This is a genomic window from Prescottella sp. GW823-FHT02E09, assembly GCF_058797375.1.
The window spans coordinates 141,711-164,082 of sequence record NZ_JBXAJP010000011.1 but is presented as its reverse complement, the minus strand read 5'-3'; the positions used below and the strand labels follow the sequence as shown (position 1 = coordinate 164,082).

Here is a 22,372-nt window from a genome sequence, read left to right as displayed (position 1 = left end):
TTCGATGCCGTATCGTCCCGCAGGTCTCGAAATACACTATTGACCAAGAGCTTTCACGAACAGCCCGCGCCGGAGACTCGCGATCACGAGCCGTCCGGCGCTCGGCCGGATCATCGTGCCGTGTAGCCGCCGTCGACGAGGTGGTAGCTGCCGTGCACGAAGGAAGCTCGATCGGAGAGGAGGAACGCCGTCATCTCGGCCACTTCTTCTGCAGTACCGAGCCTTCCGACCGGATGCAATGCGGAGTACTGCGCACGTACAGATTCCCTGATCATCGGAGTTTCGATGAAACCCGGGCCGATCGCGTTGATGCGCACGTTCTTCTCGGCGTAGTCGAGCGCGGCCGCCTTGGTGAGACCGACGACGCCATGCTTGGCCGCGACGTACGCAGGCGAGGAGGCGATGCCTACGCTCCCGAGCATCGAGGCGATGTTGACGACCGCACCCCCACCCGAGGCAGCGATCGCCGGCAACTCACCGCGCAGCGAGTAGAAGACGCCCCCGAGGTTGGTCTCGACTACGGTCCGCCAGGTCTCGATGCTCATCTCGTCGACGGGGGCGACAGTGCCGGAGATCCCCGCATTGTTGACCGCCAGGTGCAGCGCACCGAACGTCTCGACAGCGAACGTGACGGCGTCCTGGACGGATTCGGGGTCGGCGACATCGAGTCTGACACCGGCCGCCTGGGCACCTGACGCCCGCAGCTCCGACGCCACCCCGTGGGCGCCGTCGTCATTGATATCGGCGATGACGACGGACGCACCCCCGGCGGAGAGCCGCCGCGCAATGGCGAGCCCGATTCCCGATGCACCACCGGTGACCAACGCGACACGGCCGGCGAACTCCTCGCCGTAGACGACAGCTGACATATCTTCGTTCCTTACTCGTCGAAGTTCGGTACCCCGCGGCCGCACGGCTGGCAGGGGCTGAGGGGCCTGTCGGTCAGACCAAGGGAACGAGCGGGGGCGGGCAGTACTGCGCGTCCAGCATTCCCGTCCTGGGCCCGTAGAGGCGGTAGGTGAGGTTGTATCTCGCCCCACGAGGGGTCGGCAACCAGTTCTCCTGCGGATGCCCCTCCGGTGGATCCGGTGCGAAAACTAGAGTGAGCGAACCATCTTCGTTGTGCACGACCGGCGACCTGTTGCTCAGCACATGACGGTCGATCGCATTCGGGACCAGCAGATGCTCCTGCGCATCGACGACGGTGATGGACCAGAAGTAGTCGACGCTCGCACCCGGTAGCTGGTCCGCCGGGTAGGTGTGCGTGTAGGCGAGGCTGCCGTCGATGCCGACGGCAGAGATCCCGAGGTACTCGCCTTGGTTGTTGGCCCAGATCCCGGTCAGGTTCACTGCGGTACGCCTGCGATAGTTGCTGCCGTAGTTGCCGATGGCATCGTGGCGGGTCCACCCGTTCTCGACCCGGCCGGTCTTGTTCAGCCGCGGTAGCAGCCCCGGGCGTGCCCGGTTCGCCACGACGTCCTCGACACGATCCCGACCGGCCGGGCCCGACGCGACAAGTTCCGCGACATCGGCAAGCAGGGCCCGGACCTCCTCCATACCCGGGTTGCGGTCGTCATCGGCGGCCAGGATCTCCGCCGCGTAGTCGAACACCTCCGCACCGGGCAGCTCCTTGTTCGTGAAGTGCGGCACCTCGACGAGGGTCGGGGCGGCGGACCGGCCGAACGGCGTCAGCCGGAACCGATGCTGCAATCGCACCGCCTCGTCGCCGTCCTCCCCGATCTCGATCCGGGCCAGGACGCGGGTCACTCCGGTCGGCAGGTCCACACGGAGGGCGTCGGGCGGCAGCGGAGGCTCGGTGCCCGCGAGGCAGAGCGCGAACCGGCCGCTCGGGTGATCAGGATAGGTGCGCTCGTTGATGTTGAGGACGGTCTCGCCCCAGCCGTCGAGCATGTGCCAGGTGTAGTACCGTCCCTCGATCCTCGGGATCTCCAGCAGCACAGAGCTTTCCTCGTCGACGGCGATCCACGCCTCCGAGTAGACGATGTCCAGACACGGGTTGACCCAGGCCACGCCCCCGCGGCTGCGGTGGACCAGCCGGTTCCACTCGAAACCTTCCTTGCCGAAGTCGAGTTGCTGCTGACGCAGTACCAGCAACCGCCCCAGCACGTACGTGTAGGCCTCACAGATGTCGCGGTCCGACGGATCCATCCGGTTTTCCTCTCTTCCCTGGGTACGATCCTCAGTTGTTCGGCAGAACCACAGCGCGGCCGGTGATCTCGCCGGCATGCAGTCGTTCGTAGGCCAGTGGCGCCTCGTCCAGACCGAACGTCTCGGTGTGGACGGTCAGAGCCCCGGTTCGCGCGAGCGCGAGGACCTCCGCCAGCTCCGTACGGCTACCCCAGTACGGGGTGGTGACCGACATGCCGTACGGCACCCGGCCCATGACGGAAGTGACACCGCCACCACCGATCCCGACGAGGAGGATCTCGGACTCCACGGCGGCCATCCCGACTGCCGCCTCACAGGTGGCGGCGACACCGACGAAGTCGAACACCGCATCGGCTCCGCGGCCGCCCGTGAGCTCGCGGACGCGCTCGGCGGACTTCCCGTCCGAGAGCAGCGCATCGTGGGCGCCCAACTCCCGGGCGAGAGCCAGCTTGTCCTCGGTGACGTCGAGGGCGATCACCCGGGCACCAGTGAGGGCGCGCAGCAATTGGACGGCCAGGTGACCGAGGCCACCGGTCCCGATCACGACCGCCGTCGAACCCGGCACCAGCTTCGGCAGGGCCCGCTGGACGGCGTGATACGGGGTCAGCCCGGCATCGGTCAGCGGTACGGCGGCAACCGGGTCGAGGGTGCCGATGGGAACCAGGTGCCGCACGTCGTCGACCAGCATGTACTCGGCGATCGCCCCCGGCGAGCCCAGGCCCGGAGGGTGGATGCCACACCGGCGGGCATTCGGGCAGTAGTTCTCCCGACCGGCGGCACACGCCGGACACTGTCCGCACCCCCAGGGTCCGTAGACGGCGACGGCGTCGTCGATCCGTACGCCCGTCACGCCGGCACCCAGCGCCGCCACCGTCCCCACCCCCTCGTGTCCGAGGGTGAGCGGCAACGGGAACGGCAGGCGCTCGGCCGGCATCGCCATCAGACCCAGATCCGAGTGGCAGATCCCGGCGGCGGTCACCCGGAGTAGCACCTGTCCCGGACCGGGTTCGGGATCCGGGACCTCCACAACTTCCGGCTTCGAACCGACCTGGCGATACTGCAGAGCCCTCATGTGCCCCTCCCTCTGCCGGCCGTGTGCGACCGAACCTTGTTGGTGATAAAGATGGTTCGTTGTGGATCTCGGGGTCAGACGGCGGTGCCGACCCGGTCCCGTGCAACCTTCCGGAACGAGCGGTAGCCGTCAGCCGCGGCATTGACGGCCTCGGCCCGGTACGGCTCGAGACCGCCGGCGAAGATCATCAACACGCGAGGCTTGCCGGGCACGTTCGCGCCGAGGTACCAGGAGTCGGCGCGGGCGTACAGCGAGTTCTCACCGAATCGCGCAACCATGTCGAGCCATTCGTCCTCAGCCGCCGTCGTCGGCTCGATCTGCGCGATCGCATTGTCCTCGAGGTGACGGATGCAGTCCGTGATCCACTCCACGTCGTGCTCGATGGTCACGTACATGTTGGTCAGCACACCGGGGGATGTCGGTCCGGCCACCATGAACAGGTTCGGGAACCCCTCCGTCATGAGACCGAGCAGAGCACGCGGACCCGCCGCCCACTTCTCCCGCAACTCTCGGCCGCCACGACCGCGGACGTCGATCTGGGACACGGCCCCGGTGACGGCGTCGAAGCCGGTGGCGAAGACGATGGCGTCGAACTCGTGGTCGCCGTCGGTCGTACGGATACCGGTCTCCGTCATCTCGACGATCGGCGTCCGGCGCAGGTTCACCAGGTTCACGTTGTCCCGGTTGAAGGTCTCGTAGTAGCCGTCGCCGAGGCACGGGCGCTTGCCGCCGTACGGGTAGCCGCTCGGGCAGAGATCCTCCGCCACGATCGGGTCGGTGACGATCTCCCGGATCTTCTCCCGGACGAACTCCCCGGCGATCTCGTTCGCCTCGGTATCGGTCCGCAAGTCGTTGAAGGACTGCAGGACACCACCGAGCACACCGGAGTTCCACGCCGCTTCGAAGCGTTCCCGCCGCTGACCGGGCAGCACCTCGTGGGCGGACTCCGCCGCCTCGATCGGAAGGAAGCCCGCACGCGAACGCCTTTGGGCGGAGCGCCAAGCCGGGTAGCTCGCCTTCGCCTCGGCAACCTCGGCCTCCCGAAGTGGACGGTTCCACGCCGGCGTGACGAAGTTGGCAGTCCGTTGGAAGACGGTGAGCTTTAGCGCCTGCCGCGCGATGAGAGGGATCGCCTGGATCCCGGTCGAACCGGTACCGATCACGGCAACCCGCTTGCCGGAGAAGTCGACACCTTCACGCGGCCAGCGCGCCGTATGCCAGGTCTCCCCGGCGAAGTCGTCGATACCCGCAACCTCGGGCCGCTTGAACTTCGTCAGCGAGCCGGTCGCCATCACGACATAGGTGGCGGTGATCGTCTCGCCGGCGTCCGTCTCCACGGACCAGAGTTCAGCCTCCTCGTCGTAGTGCGCCGAGGTCACCCAGGTCTCGAACGTGTAGTGCTTGCGCAGGTCGAAACGGTCGGCGACGTGGTTGAGGTACCGGAGGATCTCGGGCTGAGTCGCCAGCTTCTCGGACCAGGTCCACTCCTGGTCGAGCTCGGGGGAGAAGGAGTACGAGTACGAGATGCTCGGGACGTCGCAGCGGGCACCTGGGTACCGGTTCCAGAACCACGTCCCGCCGACGTCGGCCCCTCCTTCGATTCCTCGCACGGACAGACCGAGTTCACGTACCCGGTAGGTCTGGTACATGCCCGCGATGCCGCCGCCGACGATGACGACGTCGACATGGTTCGTTCCCGGATTCGAGCTGTTCATGATGTCCTCACTGATGAGTTGTCGGATGGTGGATCAGTGCTGCAGAACGGCGTCGGTGCGCCAGTTCACGATCTGCTCGCTGATCCAGGAAGTGGCCTCGATGGCTCCGGGAAGTACTCCGTACATGGTGAAGAAGCCGTGCATCTGGCCGTCGAATCGGCGATGTGTCACCGGCACCCCCGCGGCCCGCAAAGCCGCTACGTACGCCTCGCCCTCGTCCCTGAGCACGTCGTGCTCGGCCGTGAGCGCAATCGTCGGCGGCTGGCCTGACAGATCATCGGCACGCAGCGGCGCAAGACCGGGCTGCCGACGGGCGTCCGTGTCGGGGGCATAGTGGTCCCAGAACCATTTCATCGTGTTCCGCTGAAGCGAGAGCTGGTTCGACGGATCCAGGTAGCTGGCCCGATCGAAGTCTGCATCGGTGACCGGGTAGATCAACACCTGGAGTGCTATGTCGGGGCCGCCTGCGGCGTGTGCACGCTGAGCGAGCACCGCCGTGAGGTTTCCGCCCGCACTGTCGCCGGCGACGATCAGCGGCACGCTGCGTCCGGCAAGCCTGTCGACACTCTCGTGTGCCCAGGTCAGGGCCGCCCAGCAATCCTCGGTGGCGGCAGGGTGCGGCGCCTCGGGTGCGAGCCGGTAATCGACCAACACCACAACGGACTTCGTCTGCACCGCCAGGAAACGCGCAGTGGCATCGAAGATGTCGAGGGTGCCGAGCACCCATCCCCCACCGTGCAGGTAGACGATCACCGACTCCACCTCACCGTGCGGCACGATCACACGGACGTCGAACTCGGTCCCGTCCGCGGACCGAACGCGTTCGTCCGTCGATGTCAGGACCGCGGGGCCCGGCTGGAACCTACTGTGCGAGAGCGCGAGCTGCGCCCTGGCCGCATCGGGCTCGAGCTCGTGGATGGGCGGCGCACCGAGCTCGATCATCTGACCGACAAGTGCTGCGGTTGCTGCGTCGAGTGCCATTCTTCTACACCTCGGGAGTCGGAAGTGGTGCACAGCCGTGCCGGCCTGCACAGGAGAGTGGAGCCTGCCTCCCCCAGGTCGCGCGAGACCCGGGGGAGCCAGGCATACCCCGTGTGAGCGGGGCGCGGAGGCCCGGCGAGGGTGCCGAGGTAGCTCCGCGGAGAGCAGGGAACTTCCACGCGGACGGCGGCGTTCCGCACGCCCGCTTCTTGCGAAAGATGTTGCAGTCGTTCAGGTCACGGAGACGCGGTGCGTGCGACATTCAGGATTCATGACGCCTCCCGACCGGATCGACCACCTTCCGTGATGCAGCCCACACTTTCACACAACACATTGTCGAGTCAACCGTTGAAATCGCAGCCCGCCTCCGAAGGCGTCGAGGCGTCCCGCTCCACATCGATGAGCACCAATCGCGTTGCACACGTAGGATTTCGATCCGGGCAACCGGCGCGGTCACAGCCCGGCCTTTACATCTGGATCGGCAAGGTCCAACATGGTTCCCGCGAGCCTGGACCGACTTACGGGACCGAGAGTCCCGCGCACATCCCGACCACACCCGACGCCCTCCGGTACTCGTCGGTGCGGTTCACGATCTCCGTCCGCCCCGTCCAGAGCGAGCACGGACCGACCCGACGATGCGGACGCACCCACCACCGTTCGGACAGAACCTGCATGTCGACACCGGCGCGCGTCGGGAACCACGGAAGGAGTTCAGCGATGACAGACATCGTGGAACAGCGCCGGATCACGGCCGACGTTTCGCCAACGAGGACACCTCGAGACTCCCGGACTCGGCCCTGACCAGCTACAATAGGCGCATCGTCGGCCCGCTCGACCACGGACAACGCGACCCGCGCACCGATGTTCCGCGCCTGCACGCGTGGCACAGGCCGGCATGCTCGACCTCGACTCCTCAGTGGCCCCGAAGACACTCCCCGGACGACGTCGATCAGGGGTTCGTAGACATGCCCGCCGACGAGAACATCCGCGGGGTCATCGTGCACGAGCACTGACCGCGCGCCACGCACGGCGGCGAAAGTGACCGCCCACTCCCCTCGTAACCACTACATCGATGGAGACCCCAATGACCCGGAACCCTATGGACCAGATGTACGACGACGCCGAGCGATCGCCCGAGGAAGCCGGATTCTTCTGGACCGGCGGTCCGGTCGAGGTTGCCGACCGGACCTGGCACACCTCGTTCGTCTCGGGTGTCACGGCGTTCGAGACCGATGCGGGCCTACTCCTCGTCGACTGCGGGACCTCCAGGCACGGCAGTGACCTCGCGGCGTCCCTGCGACAGGTGACCCCGGCGGCCGTACACACCGCGATCTACACGCACGGCCACCTCGACCACGCGTACGGCCTGCCGGCCTTCCTGCTTCCAGGCCAGGCCGAGCCCCGGGTGATCGGACACGCTGCCCTGCCCCTCCGCTCCGAGCGCTACCTGCGTACTCGGGGCTACAACGAGGCCATCAACGCACGCCAAGCCGTCGGCGACGTGGACAAGCCCCGTATCCAGTTCGGCCTCCCACCGATCCCGCCCAACGTCCTGTACGAGGATCAGCTCACGATCGAGGTGGGTGAGCTCACCTTCGAGCTGCATCACGCTCTCGGTGAGACGGACGACCACACCTGGATATGGAACCCCGAACGCGAGGTCCTGTGCACCGGCGACCTCATCATCTGGGCCGTCCCCAATGCCGGCAATCCGCAGAAGGTACAACGCTATCCGTGGGCCTGGGCGGCGGCGCTGCGCGAGATGGCCGCCAAGAACCCGCGCACGCTGTGCCCCGGCCACGGCTCCGCCATCGTCGACGACCCCGCAACCATTCAGCGGGTCCTCCTGGAAACCGCCGACTTCCTGGACACGATCGTGGAACAGACACTCGAGGCGCTCAACGACGGCGCCCCGCCGCATATCGACATCGTCGAACGCATTGCGGTGCCGACGTCCGACTCCCCCTGGCTACGAACCATCTACGACGAGGGCGAGTTCATCGTCCGCAACGTCATCCGCTTCTTCGGCGGGTGGTACTCGGGGCGGCCCAGTGAACTGAAGCCTGCCTCGCGTCACGAGTTGGCCTCGGTGGTCAGTGAACTGGCGGGCGGCGTCGACACACTGCTCTCACGCGCCGAAGCAGCAGTGGCAGAGGATGACCTGAAGATCGCCTGCCATCTCGCCGACTGGGCTGTCGAGACCGATCCCGCGGACCCCTCGGTCCAATCCCGCGCCGCAGCAATCTACGAGGCCCGGGCGGCCGCCGAGCACAGCCTGATGACGATCAACACCTTCCGGGCAGCCGCACGCTACGCCGAGCGAGGCCGGCCCTTCGTCTGAGCGAGCTCTGCGCCGCCGGGCGCAATGCGACCGTGGCCCCCTCGTCATCGACGAGGGGGCCACGGTCCTCCGGCCGTCAGGCCGGCCGATAGTGCAAGAGGGTGATGTCCGTGCCCTCGACGTCGACGAACTCCGGGCACACTGCCATCCCGATCCGTACCTCGGCGGGCGTCACCCCGACCAGTTCGGTCGCCAGCCGGGGGCCCTCACGAAACTCGACGACGGCGGGAATGCGCGGCTCCGGCCCGTCGAATGCCGGGCCTACCGGGACTCGGGCGACCGTGAAGCTGTACACCGTCGCTTCTCCGCTGATCTCCCGCCATTCCAGGTCGTCCGCCAGGGTCCGGGGTGCCACGACCCGCGGGTAGAAGACCCACTGGTCACCCGAAGGCGAGTACTGGATGCGGATCTTCCTCTCCCGTAGTCCATCCCAGAACGGCTTCGTCAGATGTGTCGGTTCGGGAATCGGCTTGTTCATGGTGGTCCTCCCTGGTCAGTCGCCGCGCAGAACCAGCGCGACCTGCTCGCTCATGATTCCGCCGTTACCGGTGACGAAGGCGCGGTTGCAGTCGGCAACCTGGTTCTGCCCCGAGCGCCCCTGAATCTGGCGGACCGCGTCGCACACGTGCGACATACCGCCGGCCCGGCCCGGTTGCCCGAAGGACAGCTGTCCGCCGTGGGTGTTGGTCGGGAAGTCCCCACGGAACGTCAGATCGTGAGAGTTCACGAACTCGGCACCCCGACCCTTCTCGCAGAAGCCCGCGTCCTCGAGCGTCATCAGCACGGTGATGGTGTAGCAGTCGTACAGCGAGACCATGTCCATCTCGCTCGGTCCGACGCCGGCCATGTCGAAGGCCCGTCGCGACGCCGCCGCGATCGCGGTATCGACCATGCTGTCGGCATAGACCGGGGACTTGAACGCCACCCGCTCCCCGAAACCGTCCAGCCATACCGGACGGTGCCGTCCCGTCCGTGCGACAGCCGGATTCGCCACCACCACCGCCGCGCCGCCCTGGCAGGACATGACGATGTCGAGCAGACGCAGAGGGTCCGCGATGACAGGACTGGCCAGCACGTCCTCGATGGTCAGCGGTTTGCCGTGGAAGACCGCCTGCGGGTTGGCGCACGCGTTGGTGCGCTGATCGACGGCGATCTTCGCCAACGCCGTCGGGTCACTGCCGAACTCCGCGTCGTATCGTTGCGCGATCATCGCGTAGGGGATGTTCTGGGCAAAGTTCCCGTAGGGGATCTCGAACTCGGCCTGCGGGGAACCGTACAGCGCGCTCGACGCTCCGAACGGCTCCATCACCAGAGGCGGCGTGATCGCCGACTTCGGTCCGACGCTGCCGGGAATCGTCACCAGTACGACGTCCGCGATCCCCAGTTCCACCGCAGCCGCTGCTCGCCAGACGGCTGCAGCAGCGGATGCACCACCGAGATCGACGAACTCGCCGAAGTTGACCGGGATACCGAGGTACTCGGACACCGTCGCCGGCGCGAACTTGAACGTCTCGTCCACTCCGGTCGTCACGATGCCGTCGACCAGGTCCGGCGAGATGCCGGCGTCCCGGAGCGCCGCCAGCGACAGCTCCGCCCACTGTTCGACGGTGAACCGGGCAGGACGGGTCGTTCGTCGCTCCGGCTTGAGTTCCGCCATGCCGATGATCGCGGCCTCACCACGAAGTCCCATGTCAGCGCTCACTTCCCGTGCTCCGGCGGGGCAACATCACGGTCGCGGTGCCGGGCATCAGCACCTTCCCGTCACCGTTCTCCTCACGGACCTCCAGTTCGACCAACCCCGCCCCCTCCTCGACGCGGAGATCGGTCACCGTTCCGGTGAAGACGAGTTCCTGGTCCGGGAACGCCATGGCCCGGTTCTGCAGTGCGATTCGGAGCAGACGTCCGTCCGGACCCGCCCAGTCGGTGAGGGTGCGGGTCATCAACGCGGCCTGCAACGGCCCGTGCACGAGGATGTCGGGATAGCCCTCCTGCTCGGTCGCCCAGTCCTTGTCGTAGTGGATACGGTGTGCGTTGTTCGTGGCCGCCCCGAACAGGAACATCTGGCTGCGGTCGACGCTGGTCCGGACAGCCGGCAGGGCGTCACCCAACTCGACGTCCTCGAAGTGGATCTGTTCCGTCATGGTTCCGCTCCCTCCTACCGGGCGATCATCGAGCTGACACAACGTCCGACGATCCGGCCGTGCTGGTTCCGATCCACCGTCTCCCAGCTGACCAGGACGAAAGGACCACTGCGCCCGGTCTTCTCCTCGATACCGGTAATGCCACGTGTGGAGGTGATGACGTCACCCGGATGCACGCAGCCGTAGTACCACCGCTCGTCACCGCCGCCCATCCGACGCGGAGGCAGCACCAGTTCCTCGGGCAATGGGCCGGCCGCCACCTGTCCGCGTCGGGTGCCGTCCGCGCGCAGCCCGTCCAGGCGGGTGATCTCATTGGTCACCATCGGCAGGTACTGCGGCGGCATGAGGACGTCGCAGTGGCCGTGACGTCGAGCGAAGTCGGCGTCGAAGTAGAGTGGGTTGAGATCCCCCACCGACGCCGCCCAACGCTGGAAGTCCTTCTGCTGCACCGCAGCGGTGACGACACTCGAGTACATGTACACGCCGGGTGTGTCGTTGTCGGGAGCGGAATGAGCCGGCGCGGAACACCGCTGGTCAGACAAGCTGGTCGACACCGATCAGTCCTCTCTCCACGAGGGCGTCGTAGTCCTCGGCGCTGTAGCCGAGGACCTTCTTGTAGACGTACTCGTTGTCTTCGCCGAAACCAGGCACCGGTCGACCCCAGACGATGTCGAAACCCTCGGCCTTCCAGGGATGTCCGGGATAGGGGTACGGGCCGACAGCGGGATGATCACGAGTCTGGAACCAGTCCCGTTCGTGCAGATGGGGATCGGCCAGTAGTCGCTGCTCGGTCAGCACCTCACCCGCGGGGATCCCGGCCGCCTGCAACCTGGCCACCAAGTCTTCGGCCTCGTGGTCGGCGGTGAACTCCGCCAGCCCGCCCAGCAACGCGTCGGCGTGCTGGGAGCGCCGTTCCGCCGTCCGACCGTCGGCCAACCAGTCGGCATCGCCCACGACAGACTCGAGTGCTGCCCAGTCGGCATCGTTGCGGATCGAGATCGCCACCCAGACATCGTCCTTCGCCGTGGGGAACACCTCCTGGAGAACCAGCCGATCGCGGTTCCCCATGGGCGCGGGGACCCGCTCGTTCATCTGATAGTCCAGGAGGTACTCGCCGACCTCCTGCATCACGTTCTCCGCCTGAGCGAACTCCACCAGCTGGCCGTGGCCGGTGCTCTCGCGCTGCCACAGCGCGGCCATCACAGCGAATGCCGCGCCGGCCGGAGATGCCTCGTCCATGTGGTAGTTCTCGCCCGCGATGGTCGGATCACCGTCGAGGTACCCGTCCATCGCCTGGATCCCCACCAGTGCATTGAAGTTCGGACCGTAGCCGCGATAGTCGCTCATCGGCCCGTCCAGGCCGAGTGCCGGCATCCGGACTACGATCAGACGTGGATTGACCGCACGTAGCGTGTCGTAGTCGATTCCGAGCTTCGCCAGCACACCCTTGGTGTTGTTCTCGATGAAGACGTCACTCACCTCGATGAGGCGGAGGAAGGCCGCGTACCCCTCCTCCTCGCCCAATGACATCGTCACACTCAGCTTGTTGCGCGCGTGCCAGTTGAAGATAGGGCTCCGGTCGTAGGGCCGGTCACCGGGATCCTTCTCGGGATAGCTGTCGGCCGCGTACTCCCGTCCGGCCACCCGCATGCTGCCGGAGTGCACCGACACACCACGGCTGCTGCGACGCGGGTCCTCGACGCGAATCACCTCGGCGCCCAGGTCTCCGAGTAGCGTCGTCGCGCCGGGACCGGACCACACCACAGTCATGTCGACGATACGAATACCGCCGAGAGGCGTGTTCGTCATGTCGTGCTCCTTGCCACTTGTGCCAGTTCCCGCAGTACTGCGCCGCTGTGCTCGCCCAGCAAGGGCGCCGCCTTCTCCAGAGCCCACCCGGAATCCATCCGCCACGGGGCGCCGGCGTACTCGAGCGTCCCGGCCACGGGGTGCGACGCGGATACGAAGTAGTCGCGCGCGCGGAAGTGCTCGCTGCGCAGGACCTCGCCGACGTCGAGAAAGGCTGTCAGCGGAATCCGCTCCGACTGACCGAGTTCCATGATCTCGAACTTGGAGCGTGCCGCGAACCATCCCTCGACATGCGCACGGAAGTCCGACATCTCCTCGTCCGTGAAACTGAACCGGCCGCGGAATCGGCCGCGGAAGGTCTCGTCACCGTCCGCGGTCATGTCCACCAGCCGATCCCAGAAGGCCTGGTTCGCCACGTACAGCATCACGTGGCCGTCCTTGCAGGCGAACGATCCGGTGAAGGTTGCGGCACCGCGGTGCGGGCTGCGGACTCCGCGAGGAGCGTTCATCCCCGAGTACGCGTAGGTGAGCAGATACGACGCCCGTCGATCGGCGCCGGTGAGCAGAACCTCCATACCCGCGAGATCGATCACCGACCCCGAACCGGTGCGCCGTGCGGCCAGCAGCCCGGCCATCGACGCCTCCGCCGCCATGCGGCCGATCGTGTAGTGCTCCAGGTTCCCCGGCTTGCGGTGGGGCGCACGGTCGGCCGCACCGGTCGCGTGCAGCGGGCCTCCGGCAGCCTGCAACACCAGGCCGGTGGCCTCACGATCGCGATACGGCCCGGTCTGACCGAAAGCCGAGATCCGGACGATCACCGCGCGCGGGTTGGCGGCGCGCAGGTCCTCGGGACCGATGCCGTGCCGCTCGAGGGTGCCGGGACGGAACGACTCCACGATCAGATCGGACTGCGCCGCAAGGGCCAACAGGCTCGCGCGGCCCTCGACGGTGGTGAAGTCGAGTTCGACCGAACGCTTGTTGGTGTTCAGATGCAGGAAGAGCGCGCTGGCTTCGCGATCGGGGACATCGCCCGGGAAGGGGCCGACGTGACGGGTCAGCGACCCCTCCCCCGGCTTCTCGACCTTGACGACGTCCGCACCGAAGTCCGCGAAGATCTTGGTGCAGAACTCGCCGGACACCCAACGGGTCAGGTCGAGCACCCGGAGCCCGCCGAACACCCTCGACCCCGTCATGATTCCGCCTCGTCCGAGACCAGACCGAGCACTCGCTCGAGTCGCTCGAGCTGTAGGTCGGCCGCGCCGCCGAGCAGCTCGAGGGACTTGGCGCGTTCGGACCACAGGTGCAGATCGGTCTCGCGCATGTAGCCCATCCCACCGAACAACTGGTGTGCCGTGAGCGTTGCGAGCTTGTACGCCTCGTTGGCGTGGTACTTCGCGATCGTCACCTCGCGCTCCGCCGGACGGCCCTCGGCCACCATCCACACCGCCTGGTGGGCAGCCAACCGAGCCGCGTCGATCGCGATCCGCACGTTCGCGACGTGGTGCTGCACCGCCTGGAAGGTGGCCAACGGCCGATCGAACTGCTCGCGCACGGTGACATAGTCGACGGTCTGGTCGAGCACGGACAACGCCCCACCGACCATCTCCATGCACTGCACAGCCGTCAACGCATCGACGACGGAACCCAGGATCCCGTCCGCCGAGACCGGGTCGCCCAGATCGGCCACGAGATCCTCGTCGGTGAGGTCGACGTGGTCGAACTGCACTCGGCACTGGATGTCGCGACTGAAGGTCAGATGCCGCTGGTCGCTCCAGCCGTCCTCACCCGGCGCCACGACGAAGACGAGATACCGCTCGGGCCCGTCGTCGGGGTGGGTCCGTGCGGAGACCAACACCGCGTCGACGACATCCGCATTGGGAACGTAGTCGACGGTACCGCTCAGCGACCAGCCGACGGTGCTCCGACTGGCAACTATCGACGGCCGCACGTCGCCGGCATCGGAGGGGTTGGACAGGGCGATGCTCGCCCGCACTGCTCCGGACGCCACGCCGGGAATCCACCGTCGTCGCTGAGCATCGTTCCCGAGACCCGCGAGAGCCACCCCGAAGGCCAGTGTGCTCTGCACGACGGTCGGGCACAGGACGCGACCGGCCTCCTGGAACAGCAGGCCCAGCTCGAAGAGACCCGCACCCTGACCGCCGAGGTCCTCGTCGAACGGGAGCCCCAGGAATCCGGTGTCGGCAAGTGCCGTCCAGAGACTGTCGGGATCCATAGCCGAGTCCTCGACCTGCAGACGCCGCACCAGACTCGGCGGGCACTCCTTCTCGAACAGCAGGCGCGCGGACTGCTGCAACTCGGACTGGATCTCGGTCATTGCGATCTTCATGCGCTCTTTCCCTTCTGAGCCTGCGCGACAGCGGATCCGGCGGCCCGGCGACCGTAGGCGGTGAGCCCGTGTCCCCGCTGCGCGATCACGTCGCGGAGCACCTCGTTGGTTCCACCGGCGAATCGGAAGCGCGCCGACGAGCGGTACAGCCACTCCATCGCGCCTCGCATCGGCGCATCTGGGTCGTGACGATCGAGTTGTCCTGCGGCACCGAGGATCTGCATCCCGTAGTCGGCGATCTTCTGCCGGAACTCGCTCGTGTAGATCTTCGCGGCTGTCACCGTGATCGTGGGAATCGCACCGTCTTCCATCTTCGATGCGGACTCGAGCGCGAAGAGCCGTGCCACCTCCACGCCGGCATCCAACTCGGCAAGCTTTCGACGCACGGAAGCCTTGTCCGCCGGGCGGCGGCCGTTCGCGTCCGGCGTGGTGCAGTAGCTGATCAGCCGGTCGACCTCCCGCCGGAGCTCTCCGTCGTAGGTGATGTAGCCGCGTTCGAGGTCCAGTGCGCCGGTGATGTACTGCCAGCCCTTGTTCACCTCACCGATGAGGTTGGTGCGCGGGACGCGCACGTCGGTGAAGAAGGCCTCGTTCGTCTGGGATCCGCGCCAGGTCAGGATCGGCCGGATCTCGATACCCGGGGTGTCGATCGGGACCATGATGACTGAGATACCACGATGCTTCGGCGCATCGGGATCCGTACGCACACAGAGCCACTCGTGTGTGGCGTGGTGAGCATGACTGTTCCAGATCTTCGATCCGTTGATGACCCATTCATCACCGTCGAGGACCGCACGGGTGCGCAGACTCGCCAGGTCGGTGCCGGCATTCGGCTCGGAATACCCCACTGCGGTCGTGATCTCACCCCGAGCGATCCCCGGGAGGAACTCGGCCTTGTTCTGCGGCGTGCCGTGCTTCATGATCATCGGCGCTACCGAGGACACCGTGAGGTCCGGTCCGGGGATGCCCGCGAAGTCCAGTTCGGTGAGCAGGATCTGCTGATCGATCGCGCCGCGCCCCAACCCCCCGTACTCGGTGGGCCACGTGACCCCGAACCAGCCCTTCTCGCTCAGCCGGTTCCAGAACGCCCGCATGTGGACGCCGGGCCCCTCGGGAGAATCGGGGCCGCCTGTCCGCCACAGCTCCTCGCGCAGGTCCTCGGAGATATTCTCCGCGAGGAACTCTCGCACCTCTTCCTGCCAACGCAACTGGGGTTCGCTCAGTTGGAAGTCCATTGTTCTCTTACCTCGTTCCCAGCTAGAAGATCTCGACCGTGGTCGAGAGACGCATGTCAGATTCGGGCACTGCGCGGTTCCACATCGGCGGTGAAGAGCTCACGCAGGCGGAACTTCTGGATCTTCCCGGACGCCGTTGTCGGGAAGGCGTCGACGAACCGTACGTGGGCCGGTATCCGGTAGTCCGCGATCTGCCCGCGCAGTCGTGTACGCAGGTCGTCGGCCCCCATCTCCACGCCCGGCACGAGCTGGACGTAGGCGACGACCTCTTCCCCGTAATAGTCGTGGGGCACACCGATCACACTGACGTCCGACACTCCAGGGACGTGTTCGCGGATGGCGTCCTCGACGCCGGCCGGAGCGATGTTCTGGCCGCCGCGGATGATCAGGTCCTTGACTCGACCGGTGACCTCCAGGTATCCGTCGGGGGTGACGACTCCCAGGTCGCCACTCACCAGCCAGCCGTTCTCGTCGATCGTCTGTCCGGTCGCGACGGGGTCGCCCTCGTAGCCCGCCATGACGCCCCAGCCTCGGAACCGGATCTCCCCCTGCTCTCCCACCGAGACTCGGCGAGACGTACCGGGCTCGACCACCTCTACCTCGGCGCCCGGCAACGGCCGACCGACCGTGACCAACGCGCGGACCAGAGGATCGCGCGGAGTGGTCTGCAGGACGGTGCCCGTCGTCTCCGTCATGCCGTAGATGTTGGAGATCACCACGCCGTAGGCATCCACCCAGTGTCGCGCGGTGAGTTCGGGCACGACGGCGCCGCCGGTGATGACCGCGCGCAGGGCGCCGAAGTCGAGACCGTCTGCCTCCGCCCGCTCGGCGACCGCGATCATCATCGTCGGTACCGCGTGGATCACGGTGGCCCGCTCGTCGGCGATCGCCGCGGCCATCGACGACGGGCTGAAGCGCGGGAGGGCCAGGTGCGTTCCCACCTTGGCCAAGCTGACCGCGACGGCGATGGTGCCGCCGACGTGGAAGAACGGCATGGCGTGCAGGTATCGGCAGCCGCCCTCCAACCCAGCGCCGTCGGCGGTGTACCGTCCGATGTTCGCGAAAGCGCTGCTACGCAGCCGAACACCCTTGGGGCGACCGGTCGTACCGGAAGTGAACTGGATCTGGACGACGTCGTCCGGCCGCACCTGTGCGCGGGCGCGTGCGTAGGTTTCCTCGTCGATCCGATCGGCGCCGGCTGTCCACCCGGCCCAGTCCACGTCGTGGCCGGTTTCCGGGTTCAGCGGGACACGACGACGCAGCTCGGGCAACTCCTCGGCGGCCGCGTTCAGGACGGCCCACAGATCGTTGCCGCGGTCACGGTTCATGCAGAAGCACACCTCCGCATGCGATCGACGGAGAATGTCACCGACCTCGTTCGGCGTGTAGGCCGGATTGACCGGTACGAGCGCGGCTCCGATGCGTGAACACGCCAGTTGGAGCGCGACGAACTCCGGACGGTTCGGGGCGAAGATGGATACGACGCTGCCACGCCCGATGCCGTCCGCGAGCAACGCACGCGCCACCCGATCGACCTGCGCGGACAGTTGCGCATAGGTCCACCTCCGGGCGGGACCGTCCTCCCCGAGGAAGACCAGCGCCTCGCGATCCGGCGATGCGGCGGTCGCCTGCTCGAGCAGTTGGTCCAGGCGCAGATCGAGCCTCACCTCGAGAGTGGACTCACGGCCCACCAGATGCGCTTCGCCTGTGCCGCGCTGCCCGGTCACGTCGTCCATCACGTTCCTCTCGCCCATCGTCCCGAACCTCCGGATTGCTCTCTGTCGTCCGCACTGCCGGCATCTCGCCGCTCCGGAACCATACTGACCGTACGTACGGTGGTTGCCATCGTCAATGCGTGACACCCAGAAATGTGTCGCATCGACCTCTCGTCAGAAGTAGTAGCGGGCCACGGATTCGGCCACACACACGGGCCGATCCGATCCGTCCCGTTCGACGACCACCGACCAGCACACCTGGACGCCGTCCGCCACGGAGGCCACGTCCCCGACCGAGACGACCGCGCGGACCCGGGACCCGACCGGGACCGGCGCCGGGAACCGCACCTTTCCGAGTCCGTAGTTGACGCCCATCCGAATCCCCTCCACGCGCACGGCCGATCGCATCAGCGCCGGCAACAGGGACAGAGTGAGGTATCCGTGTGCGATCGTGGTTCCGAACGGGCCGGCCACGGCCCGCTCGGGATCGACGTGGATCCACTGATGGTCCTCGGTCGCCTCCGCGAACAGGTCGATCCGGTCCTGCTCGACGGTCAGCCAGTCGCCGATCCCGACCTGCCGGCCGACTTCCGACGTCAGATCGTCTGCACTCGTGAATATCCGCATGTCTCAGCTCCTTTCGAAAGGATCGGCGATCAGCCGAGTTCGGGACCGACGATGGAGACGAAGGAGACACACTCACCCGGCATACCGCCGAGATTGTGGGTCATGCCGTAGCCGCGTCCCCCGACGGCGATCTGACGAGCCTCCGGAGCTTGCTCACGCAGCTGCAGCCAGCACTCGAACAGCATCCGCAGACCCGACGCCCCGATCGGGTGGCCGAAGCTCTTGAGCCCGCCGTCCGGGTTCACGGGCAGATCGCCGGTCAGATCGAAAGCACCTTCGAGTACGTCCTTCCAGCCCTGGCCGCGCGCGGAGAATCCCATGTCCTCCATGAGCACCAGCTCCGTCGGCGTGAAGCAGTCGTGCACCTCTGCCATTGCCAGTTCCGCGCGAGGGTCGGTCACCTCGGCCTGCCGGTAGGCGTCCTGGGCGGACCGCACACACTCCTCGAAGGTCGTGTAGTCGTAGTCCGGGTCCAGCGAACCCCGGCCCGGCCCGGCGACGAAGGACAGCGCCTTCACGAACAACGGCTTGTCCGTGTACTTGTAGGCATCCTCGGCGCGCACGATGATCGCCGCGGCAGCGCCGTCGCTCACTCCCGAGCAGTCGTAGATGCCCAGCTGACCCGCGATCTTGGGCGACGCCGCGATGGTTTCGAGCGAGACCTCCCGCTGGAAGGCCGCGCGCGGGTTCCGCGCACCGTTGTAGTGATTCTTCCATGCGATACGGTTCATCACCTCGCCGAGTTCCGTCTCGGTGACCCCGTACTTCTCGCAGTACGCGGGCGCCAGGAGACTGAACCGGGCCGGTGCGCCCATCATGCTGGCCGTGCCGTCGTGCGCGGGCGCGTTTCGGACCAGGCCCGAGTATCCGGAGTCCTTGAGCTTCTCGACACCGACCGCCGCCGCCACGTCATAAGCTCCCGAAGCCACTGCGTAGCAAGCATTCCGGAATGCCTCGGATCCGGTTGCGCAGAAGTTCTCGACGCGAGTCACCGGCCGATAGTCGGTCCGCAGGGCGGTGGCCAGTGTCATGCCGGAGACACCGGACCCCATGGTCCCCAGCCAGTAGGCGTCGACCGCCGACTTCTCGATACCGGCCGAGTCGAAGGCCTCGCTCGTGGCATCGACCAGCAGATCCGCCGTGGACTTGTCCCAGTGCTCCCCGAACGGGGTGCAGGCCATCCCGACGATCGCGACCTTGTCCTTGATTCCGTGCGAGCTCATACGTCGCTCTCCTGTCCGACGGAGAGGGCGGGTCGGCCCTTCCAGAAGTAGTTGTGAACCCCGTCGACCGTGTAGAGACGACGGAAGGTCATCTCGACACGGGTACCCACCCGCACCTCCGACGGATCCACGTCGGTCAGTTCCGAGGCGAATCGACCGCCACCGTCGAAGTCGACGATCGCGGCGATGATCGGCGGCGACATCGAATATCCCAGCCGGTCGACGGTGTACGTGGCGACGGTCGCCGTTGCGCCGCTGAGCACCTCGTCGGACATCCGATCCTGGAGTCCGCAGTCGAAGCAGACCCGCTGCGGCGGCAGATGCCGTCGGCCGCACTCGCAGCGTGATCCGGTGAACCCGAACTTCCAGGCCTCGCCGCGGTACGACGGCGGGCCGGCAGGTCGGTCGGGCAGCGGTCGGCGCGGCGGCTCCTGCGTCAGATACCCACGCCAGGTGAGGAATCGAGCGTACGGGAGGTCGGCGCGCGAACGCTCCTGCTGGACACTCAGAGGACGCGCGGACCGGGCCGCGGGCAGCCGGTCGGTGGCGCGGAACAGCAGCACGTCAGCTCCGTCCGCCAGAACCACTACGGCGATGACAGCGCCGGGTTCGGCGACATCCAACGCGGCCGCAAGGCCGACGCCGGACTGTGCGGTGCCGCTGTTGCCGATCTCCCCGTCGAGTGAGATCACCTGCTCGGAACGAATCTTGGCCGCCCGGATGAACGTCCGGACGGCGCGGGCGTTGAGGCCCGCGACAACGACATGGTCGAGCGACTCCACCGACAGGCTCGCCTCTTCGAGCGCCCGGGTGAACGCCTGCTTCGCGAGCGGGACATAGGTCGTCTCGCCGAAACGCTCCTCCCACACCTGCGATCGCCCGTCACCGGGAGCACGCCATCGGTCGAGGAACTCGTCGGAAATTGATGCACCGCCTACATGTTCGGCGATCAGTGGACCGACCGTATCCGGCCCGAGGACCAGCGCGGCCGCTGCGTCGCCGCCGTCACGCTCCTCGTCGGAGCCCGGGAGACCGGTCCGGATGTCCGACAGCAGCGCCAGTGAAGCTCCGTCGCCGCGAAGGCCCGCGTGTACTGCCCCTGTGCCGGAACGGACGGCGCCGACCATGTCGGCGGCCAGCAGGTCGTGCCCGAGGGACAGCGCGGCCGCGATTGCCGTGGCGTTCGTCTTGTCCTGGTACGCGGGAGCGGCGGTCGCGAAGAACACCGACTCGATCCGATTCGGCAGGCCGTACAGGGCGATCCGGCCCGCCTCGACCGCCATCGAGGTGGTGTCCTCGTCGTACGACGCGACGCTACGGGTGCCGCGTCCACGCGAGCCACCGAGCGCTGCAGCGATTTCCGATCGCTGCAGGCGCCAGTACGGCAGGTAGGCGCCGTACGCCAGGATGCCGCGAGTTGTGGTCATGAATGCTCCTCGGTGCTGTGCGCCACCACCCGAGTCGTGTAGGAATCCCGGAGGGCACGCTTGAGAATCTTGCCGACCGACGAGATCGGCAGGGTGTCAACGAAATCGACAGTCCGCGGCGCCTTGTATCGGGCGATGTGGGTGCACACGAACTCACGCAGTTCTTCGGCCGTCAGGCTGGCTCCCGGCTCGAGTACGACCACGGCATGTACCCGCTCGCCCCAGTCTTCGTCGGGCAGACCGATGACAGCGCAACCGGCCACCGCATCGTGGAGGTAGATCACCCGCTCCACCTCGGCGCTGTAGACGTTCTCGGCGCCGGAGACGATCATGTCCTTGAGCCGGTCCACGAGGTACAGGTAGCCGTGCTGGTCCAGGTAGCCGGCGTCTCCCGTGTGGAGCCATCCGCCGCGCAGTGTGTGTGCGGTCAACTCGGGCTGGTTCCAGTAGCCGAGCATGACGTTGTCACCGCGCACCACTACTTCACCGACCTCACCGACCGGCATGTCCCGATCGTCGGTGTCGAAGATCCGGACCTCGTTCTGCGGGCCCGGTCGACCCACTGAACGCAGGCGCCCCGGGTGCTCGGGATCGCGGTGGTCCTCCTCGCGCAGGACGGTGATGGCCGGCCCGGACTCCGTCATGCCGAGCGACCCCCGCACCTTCAGGCCGGGGAGGTTGACGAGCAGGCGCTCCAGCACGGACGGGGGCATCGGTGCGCCGCCGTAGTTGATGGAGCGCAGGCTGGAGATGTCCTTGCCGGTCGCCTCCACATGGTCGAGGAGACGCTGGATCATGGTGGGAACCAACGATGCCGCCGTCACCCGTTCCGACTCGAGCACGTCCGTGAGGCGTTCGACGTCGAAGTCACCCATCACGATGTGCGTCGACCCGAACATCACGCTGTTGGTCACACCGGAGTACCCGGCGATGTGGAACATCGGGGGCACGTGAAGATAGCGCTCGGGCAGGTTGGCGTATCCCGTGGACGCGGCGGTGCCGATAGCGGCCGAGAGCAACTGACGGCTGCCGATCATGACGCCCTTCGGCCGGCCCGTCGTGCCGCCGGTGTAGATCAGGGCGACGACGTCGGCCGGATCCATCCGAATGTCGGGAACGGGTCTGCCGTTCCACAGCAGTTCCTCGTACTCGACATCCGCCCCGTGGTCGGTCGACTCCGGACCGATCACGACGACCGTCTCCAGCGTGGCGCACCGAGCGCGGAGTTCGAGCGCCGCCGGCAGCCGCGGTGCGTCGACGACGAGCACGGACGCTCCCGAGTCGTCGATCTGGTACGCCATCTCCTCCGTGCTCCACCGGTTGTTGACCGGGGTCAGCACGGCACCCATCCACGGGCAGGCGAGTGTGAGTTCCACGTACTCGGCACAATTCGCGGCCAGGACCGCGACCCGGTCGCCCGCGCACGCTCCGCGAGCGAGCAGCCCACCGGCCAGTCGCGCCACCCGATCGGCCAGATCTGCGAAGGTCCAGGAACGGTCGCCGTCGATCAACGCGACGGTATCCGGGTTCTGCTGCAGCGACCGGTGAAGCCCTCTCGTGATCGCCATGT

At 67.0% G+C, this 22,372-nt stretch carries 19 protein-coding genes; 1 reads left to right on the top strand and 18 read right to left on the bottom strand.

Annotated features, from left to right (window positions below):
- Positions 1 to 110: 110 nt before the first annotated feature.
- The 5 genes from AC1RIF_RS23755 to AC1RIF_RS23735 all read right to left on the bottom strand — a co-directional run bounded on the left by AC1RIF_RS23755 (position 111) and on the right by AC1RIF_RS23735 (position 5,937).
- Complete coding sequence (locus tag AC1RIF_RS23755; protein WP_492603840.1) at positions 111 to 869, bottom strand: SDR family NAD(P)-dependent oxidoreductase; 759 nt, start codon at positions 867 to 869, stop codon at positions 111 to 113.
- 73 nt (positions 870 to 942) lie between these two features.
- A complete protein-coding gene (locus tag AC1RIF_RS23750) occupies positions 943 to 2,169 on the bottom strand; it encodes a DUF1214 domain-containing protein (protein ID WP_492603839.1) in 1,227 nt (408 codons plus the stop codon).
- Between the two features lie 31 nt (positions 2,170 to 2,200).
- Positions 2,201 to 3,241: an NAD(P)-dependent alcohol dehydrogenase gene (locus AC1RIF_RS23745; RefSeq protein WP_492603838.1), complete on the bottom strand. Its 1,041-nt coding sequence runs from the start codon at positions 3,239 to 3,241 to the stop codon at positions 2,201 to 2,203.
- Between the two features lie 74 nt (positions 3,242 to 3,315).
- Entirely contained in the window at positions 3,316 to 4,956 is a 1,641-nt protein-coding gene (locus tag AC1RIF_RS23740) for a flavin-containing monooxygenase (protein WP_492603837.1), read from the bottom strand.
- A 33-nt stretch (positions 4,957 to 4,989) separates the two neighbouring features.
- Complete coding sequence (locus AC1RIF_RS23735; RefSeq protein ID WP_492603836.1) at positions 4,990 to 5,937, bottom strand: alpha/beta hydrolase; 948 nt, start codon at positions 5,935 to 5,937, stop codon at positions 4,990 to 4,992.
- Between the two features lie 1,084 nt (positions 5,938 to 7,021).
- On the opposite strand from AC1RIF_RS23735, the gene AC1RIF_RS23730 reads away from it, so the two are divergent.
- Entirely contained in the window at positions 7,022 to 8,278 is a 1,257-nt protein-coding gene (locus AC1RIF_RS23730) for an alkyl sulfatase dimerization domain-containing protein (protein WP_492603835.1), read from the top strand.
- Between the two features lie 76 nt (positions 8,279 to 8,354).
- Here the strand turns inward: AC1RIF_RS23730 and AC1RIF_RS23725 are convergent, their stop codons facing one another.
- The 13 genes from AC1RIF_RS23725 to AC1RIF_RS23665 all read right to left on the bottom strand — a co-directional run bounded on the left by AC1RIF_RS23725 (position 8,355) and on the right by AC1RIF_RS23665 (position 22,370).
- On the bottom strand, positions 8,355 to 8,756 hold the full coding sequence (locus AC1RIF_RS23725; protein ID WP_492603834.1) for a Zn-ribbon domain-containing OB-fold protein: 402 nt from the start codon (positions 8,754 to 8,756) through the stop codon (positions 8,355 to 8,357).
- Between the two features lie 15 nt (positions 8,757 to 8,771).
- Positions 8,772 to 9,968: a thiolase family protein gene (locus AC1RIF_RS23720; RefSeq protein WP_492603860.1), complete on the bottom strand. Its 1,197-nt coding sequence runs from the start codon at positions 9,966 to 9,968 to the stop codon at positions 8,772 to 8,774.
- A 1-nt stretch (position 9,969) separates the two neighbouring features.
- A complete protein-coding gene (locus AC1RIF_RS23715; protein ID WP_492603833.1) occupies positions 9,970 to 10,419 on the bottom strand; it encodes a MaoC/PaaZ C-terminal domain-containing protein in 450 nt (149 codons plus the stop codon).
- A 14-nt stretch (positions 10,420 to 10,433) separates the two neighbouring features.
- Positions 10,434 to 10,973 carry an FAS1-like dehydratase domain-containing protein gene (locus AC1RIF_RS23710; RefSeq protein ID WP_492603832.1) on the bottom strand — a complete coding sequence of 180 codons (540 nt, stop codon included), beginning with the start codon at positions 10,971 to 10,973 and terminating at the stop codon, positions 10,434 to 10,436.
- Entirely contained in the window at positions 10,954 to 12,228 is a 1,275-nt protein-coding gene (locus tag AC1RIF_RS23705) for a CaiB/BaiF CoA transferase family protein (protein ID WP_492603831.1), read from the bottom strand. Before AC1RIF_RS23705 ends, AC1RIF_RS23710 begins: the two co-directional genes overlap by 20 nt.
- Positions 12,225 to 13,421 (bottom strand): CaiB/BaiF CoA transferase family protein, encoded by a 1,197-nt coding sequence (locus AC1RIF_RS23700; RefSeq protein WP_492603830.1) that lies wholly within the window; start codon positions 13,419 to 13,421, stop codon positions 12,225 to 12,227. Before AC1RIF_RS23700 ends, AC1RIF_RS23705 begins: the two co-directional genes overlap by 4 nt.
- Positions 13,418 to 14,575: an acyl-CoA dehydrogenase family protein gene (locus AC1RIF_RS23695; protein ID WP_492603829.1), complete on the bottom strand. Its 1,158-nt coding sequence runs from the start codon at positions 14,573 to 14,575 to the stop codon at positions 13,418 to 13,420. Before AC1RIF_RS23695 ends, AC1RIF_RS23700 begins: the two co-directional genes overlap by 4 nt.
- Positions 14,572 to 15,810 carry an acyl-CoA dehydrogenase family protein gene (locus AC1RIF_RS23690; RefSeq protein WP_492603828.1) on the bottom strand — a complete coding sequence of 413 codons (1,239 nt, stop codon included), beginning with the start codon at positions 15,808 to 15,810 and terminating at the stop codon, positions 14,572 to 14,574. The genes AC1RIF_RS23695 and AC1RIF_RS23690 overlap by 4 nt, the downstream gene beginning before the upstream one ends.
- A 56-nt stretch (positions 15,811 to 15,866) precedes the next feature.
- The gene (locus tag AC1RIF_RS23685; RefSeq protein WP_492603827.1) at positions 15,867 to 17,564 is read right to left on the bottom strand and encodes an AMP-binding protein; all 1,698 of its coding nucleotides are present in this window, start codon (positions 17,562 to 17,564) and stop codon (positions 15,867 to 15,869) included.
- Positions 17,565 to 17,699: 135 nt separating this feature from the next.
- Entirely contained in the window at positions 17,700 to 18,152 is a 453-nt protein-coding gene (locus tag AC1RIF_RS23680) for a MaoC family dehydratase (RefSeq protein ID WP_492603826.1), read from the bottom strand.
- Between the two features lie 29 nt (positions 18,153 to 18,181).
- A complete protein-coding gene (locus tag AC1RIF_RS23675) occupies positions 18,182 to 19,375 on the bottom strand; it encodes an acetyl-CoA acetyltransferase (RefSeq protein WP_492603825.1) in 1,194 nt (397 codons plus the stop codon).
- A complete protein-coding gene (locus tag AC1RIF_RS23670; RefSeq protein ID WP_492603824.1) occupies positions 19,372 to 20,802 on the bottom strand; it encodes an OB-fold domain-containing protein in 1,431 nt (476 codons plus the stop codon). The genes AC1RIF_RS23675 and AC1RIF_RS23670 overlap by 4 nt, the downstream gene beginning before the upstream one ends.
- On the bottom strand, positions 20,799 to 22,370 hold the full coding sequence (locus tag AC1RIF_RS23665; protein ID WP_492603823.1) for a long-chain-fatty-acid--CoA ligase: 1,572 nt from the start codon (positions 22,368 to 22,370) through the stop codon (positions 20,799 to 20,801). Before AC1RIF_RS23665 ends, AC1RIF_RS23670 begins: the two co-directional genes overlap by 4 nt.
- Between the last annotated feature and the right edge of the window lie 2 nt (positions 22,371 to 22,372).